The following is a 4,495-nucleotide window of genomic DNA, read 5'->3' on the forward strand; positions in this document are numbered from 1 at the left end:
CCCGCGTTCCGCGGCGGCGGCGGACGATGACCCGCGCGCACCGCGGCCACCGCGTCGGCGAACTCGCCGCCGCTGGCGTAGCGCAGGTTCGGGTCCTTGCCCATCGTGATCTCGATGAGCTCGCGTACGTTGGGCGGCAGATCCTCCGGCATCGGCGGCGGACTCTCGCGGACGTGCTTCATCGCCACGGTGATCGCGCCGTCACCGCTGAACGGCCGCTGCCCGGCCAGCGCCTCGTAACCGACCACGCCGAGCGAGTACACGTCGCTCGCCGCGGTCGCGTCCTCGCCGACGGCCTGTTCCGGCGCGATGTACTGGGCGGTGCCCATGACCATGCCGGTCTTGGTCACCGGGCTGGCGTCGACCGCCTTGGCGATGCCGAAGTCGGTGATCTTCACCTGACCGGTCGGTGTCACCAGGATATTGCCCGGCTTCACGTCCCGGTGCACAACACCCGCTGCATGGGCGACCTCGAGCGCTCGGCCGGTCTGTTCGAGCAGGTCGAGTCCCTGGAGCACCGAGAGCCTGCCCATGCGGTTGAGCACGGTGTTGAGCGGCTCGCCCTGCACCAGCTCCATGACCAGGTAGGCGGTCTCGCCCGCGCTCGGGTCGTAGGTCTCGCCGTAGTCGTAGATGCCCGCGATCCCGGAGTGGTTGAGCTGCGCGGTGGTCTTGGCCTCCGTGCGGAACCGGTGCCGGAAGGTCGGGTCGGCGGAGAACTCGGCCTTCAAAACCTTCACCGCGACCCGGCGGTCGAGACGGGTGTCCAGCGCCTCCCATACCTGACCCATGCCGCCGGTGGCGATCAGACGGTGCAGGCGGTAGCGATCGGCGATCATCGCGCCGTTGTTCAGCATCGGGGCCCCCGAACTTCAACTCGCTCGTTCATATCGTTCAGCCCCCTTGCAGACCGGCGTCGAGCACGGCCCTGGCAATGGGTGCGGCCACCGAACCGCCGGTGGCGGCCAGCGCCCGATTGCCGCCGTTCTCCACGATCACCGCGATGGCGATCTTGGGGTTCTGCGCGGGTGCGAACGCGATGTACCAGGCATGCGGCGGCGTATTGCGCGGGTTGCTGCCGTGCTCTGCCGTTCCGGTCTTGGACGCGATCGTGTATCGGGACTGGCGTGATCCGACGGTGTTCTCCTCGGAGGCGACCATCAAGGTGGTCAGCTGAGACGCTACCTGGGCGCTCACGGCCTGGCCGACAGAGACCGGCTTCGTCTTGGACAACACGCTCAGATCGGGCCCCTGCCGCTGATCGACCAGGTACGGCTCCATACGCACTCCGCCGTTGGCGATGGTCGCGGCGATCACCGCGTTGTCCAGCGGAGTCAGTGCCACATCGCGCTGGCCGATGCTGCTCTGGCCGAGCGCGGCGTTGTCGCCGATGGTGCCGACGGTGCTCTCCGCCACCGGAATCGGGATGCCGCGGTGCGGCCCGATGCCGAACGCGGCGGCCTCGTCCTTCAGGTTGGCGGCGCCCACCTTGATGCCGAGCTCGACGAACGCGGTGTTGCACGACCGGGCGAACGCCTCGGTCAGCGGCGCCGTCGGGCCGGAGCCGCAGGTGGAGCCGTTGTAGTTCTCCAGCGTGGTGCTGGTGCCTGGCAGCGTGATGTTGGGCGCGGCGGTGAACTGGTCTTCCGGGGTCGCGACGCCGTTGGCCAGCGCGGCCGCGGTGACCACCACTTTGAAGGTGGAGCCGGGCGGGTAGGTCTGCGAGACGGCCCGGTTCAGCATCGGCTGGCTCGGATCCTTGGTCAGCGTGTCCCACGCCTCGGTCGTGGCCGCCCCGTCGTGCCCGGCCAGCAGGTTCGGGTCGTAGCTCGGGGTGGACACCATGGTGAGGATCTTGCCGGTGCTCGGTTCGATGGCTACCACCGAGCCCGTGTAACCCTTCGAGCTGAGCTGTTCGTAGGCGACCTGCTGCATCACCGGGTTCAAGGTGGTGAGTACGTTGCCGCCGCGCGGATCGCGACCGGAGACCAGGTCGACGAGCCTGCGGCCGAACAACTGGCTGTCCGAACCGTTGAGCACCTGATCCTCGGAGCGCTCCAGCCCGGCGCTGCCGTACTGGATGGAGTAGTAGCCGGTCGCGGGCGCGTAGGCATTCGGGTCGGTGGGGTAGGTGCGAAGGTACTTGTAGCGGTCGTCGGTGGCGACCGAGCTGGCCAGCACGGTGCCGCCCGCCGAGATCTGCCCGCGCTGGCGCGAGTACTCGTCGAGCAGCACGCGCGAGTTGCGCGGGTCGCTGCGGTAATCGTCGGCCTTGATCACCTGTACGTAGGTGGCGTTGGCGAGCAGCGCGACGATCATCACCATCACCGCGACCGCGACCCGCCGTAGAGGAGTGTTCATTCCTGCGGCCTCGCTTCCGAGCGGCGCAACAGCTCGGTCTGTGCGTCGGCGATCGGCGCCGGGTCCTTCTTGCGCACCGGCGCCGGGGCGCGGGCCGCGTCGGACACCTTGATCAGCAGCGCGAGCAACGCGTAGTTGGCCAAGAGCGAAGAGCCGCCGTACGACATGAACGGCGTGGTGAGGCCGGTCAGCGGGATCAGCTTGGTGACGCCGCCGACCACGACGAACAGCTGGACGGCGATGGTGAACGAGAGGCCGGCGGCGAGCAGCTTGCCGAAGCTGTCGCGCACGGCGAGCGCGGTGCGCAGGCCGCGCATCACCAGCATGAGGAAGAGGATCAGCACGGCGGTGAGCCCTATCAGGCCGAGCTCCTCGCCGATGGTGGTGACGATGAAGTCGGTGTTGGCGAAGGGCACCTGATTCGGCCGTCCGCTGCCGAGGCCGGTGCCCGCGAGTCCGCCGGTGGCGAGGCCGAACAGCGACTGCGAGATCTGGTAGCCGGTGTTGTGGTAATCCGCGAACGGGTCGAGCCAGGTGTCGGTGCGCACCCGCACGTGGCTGAACGACTGGTAGGCGAAGACGAACCCGATGACGAGCAGGCTGCCGCCGATGATCAGCCACCCGACCCGCTCGGTCGCGATGTAGAGCATCACCAGCACCGTGCTGAAGATCAGCAGCGAGGTGCCGAGGTCCTTCTCGAAGACGAGCACCGCGATGCACACCACCCAGACCACCAGGATCGGGCCGAGGTCGCGGGCGCGCGGAAACTCCATGCCGAGCATGTGCCGTCCGGCGGTGGTGAACAGATCGCGCTTGGCGACGAGCACCGAGGCGAAGAAGATGATCAGCAGGATCTTGGCGAACTCGCCGGGCTGCACGCTGAAACCGGGCAGCCTGATCCAGATCTTGGAACCGTTGGTCTCCGAGTACGCGCCGGGCAGCAGTGCGGGGACCATCAGCGCGACGAGCCCGATCAGGCCGAGGGTGTAGCTGTAGCGCGCCAGCGTGCGGTAGTCGCGCAGCACGATCAGCAGCGTGACGAACACGACCATGCCGAGCGCGGTCCACAGAATCTGCTGGTTGGCGTCGGGCGACGGCACCGGCTCCGAGTTGAATTCCGCGTTCTGCGCGGCGCCCAGATCCAAGCGGTGGATCAGCACGAGCCCGAGACCGTTGAGCAGCGCGACGATCGGCAGCAGCAGCGGATCGGCGAACGGCGCGAACCGGCGGACGGCCAGGTGCGCGATGCCGAACAGGGCGAGGAAGGCCAGACCGTACTTGGCGATGTCCCAGGTGACCGACTGCTCCTGGCTGGCCTCGACGAGGAACAGCGAGACGGTCGTGATCAGTGCGGCGAACGCGAGCAGCAGCAGTTCGACGTTGCGTCTGGTGGACGGCGGCGGCGCTGGAGCGAATCCGCCCGGGGGACTGGGGAAGGCCCCCGCGGACGGTGGTGCCGGTGCGGACATCAGTCCGTCACCCGGCAGTTCTCCCCCGAGATCTGGGGGTTCTGTGCCGGGGTCGACGTCGGCGCCTGCTCCACCCGCGTGGGTGTACTGACGTCGGTTCCCCTGGTGTCACCCGGGTCGGTGGTCGGTGCGGGGTTCGGCGTTGTGGTGGGCGCGACGGGGCCCTGCGCGGGCTCGCCAGGCGGAACGACGCCGGGCTGCGGTACACCGGGCTGCTGCGGCGGCTGTACGGTCTGGCGAGCCGGGCACGGCGGCAGCAGTTCCTGTTCGGCGAGCAGCCGCATCTGGTCCTCGGCCTTGCCGAGGGACCCCGGCGGCAGGCCCGCGTCGACCTTGTCGCGTCCGGTCTGCTCGAGATCGCTGACCCGCAGCTGGCGGCAGCCGGACGGCAGATCGGATCCGGTCTTCACGATGGTCAGCGCGCCGCCGCGGTCGACGCAGCCGACGGTGTCTACGTCGTGGATCGAATACCCGAGCACCGAACCGGGCAGCCCGCGCATGATCACGACCTGACCGTTGTCCGCGCCGACGTAGTAGTTGTTGCGGATCATCTTGTAGCCGACCAGCAGGCCGACGGCGACGGCAACGACCAGCGCGACCGCGAGCAGGATCCAGCGCAGCCGGTGCGACTTGCTCGGCGGCGGCGGTTCCGGCGCCGCCGCCCG

3 protein-coding genes and 1 pseudogene are annotated in these 4,495 nt (G+C 68.8%); all 4 read right to left on the reverse strand.

Going from position 1 to position 4,495, the window contains the following annotated elements; genetic code table 11:
* A partial coding sequence (locus NX1_RS34735; protein ID WP_157120404.1) for a serine/threonine-protein kinase occupies positions 1-857 on the reverse strand: 857 nt, incomplete at its 3' end.
* A gap of 37 nt (positions 858-894) precedes the next feature.
* Positions 895-2,361 (reverse strand): peptidoglycan D,D-transpeptidase FtsI family protein, encoded by a 1,467-nt coding sequence (locus NX1_RS34740; RefSeq protein WP_068069372.1) that lies wholly within the window; start codon positions 2,359-2,361, stop codon positions 895-897.
* The gene (locus tag NX1_RS34745) at positions 2,358-3,830 is read right to left on the reverse strand and encodes an FtsW/RodA/SpoVE family cell cycle protein (RefSeq protein ID WP_068069373.1); all 1,473 of its coding nucleotides are present in this window, start codon (positions 3,828-3,830) and stop codon (positions 2,358-2,360) included. The genes NX1_RS34740 and NX1_RS34745 overlap by 4 nt, the downstream gene beginning before the upstream one ends.
* Positions 3,830-4,495 (reverse strand): annotated as a pseudogene (locus tag NX1_RS37145) (serine/threonine protein phosphatase); the annotation flags it as partial. The gene NX1_RS34745 and the pseudogene NX1_RS37145, both read right to left, overlap by 1 nt.

Origin of the sequence: Nocardia xishanensis NBRC 101358, from assembly GCF_001613365.1 — a bacterium.
GTDB lineage: Bacteria > Actinomycetota > Actinomycetes > Mycobacteriales > Mycobacteriaceae > Nocardia > Nocardia xishanensis.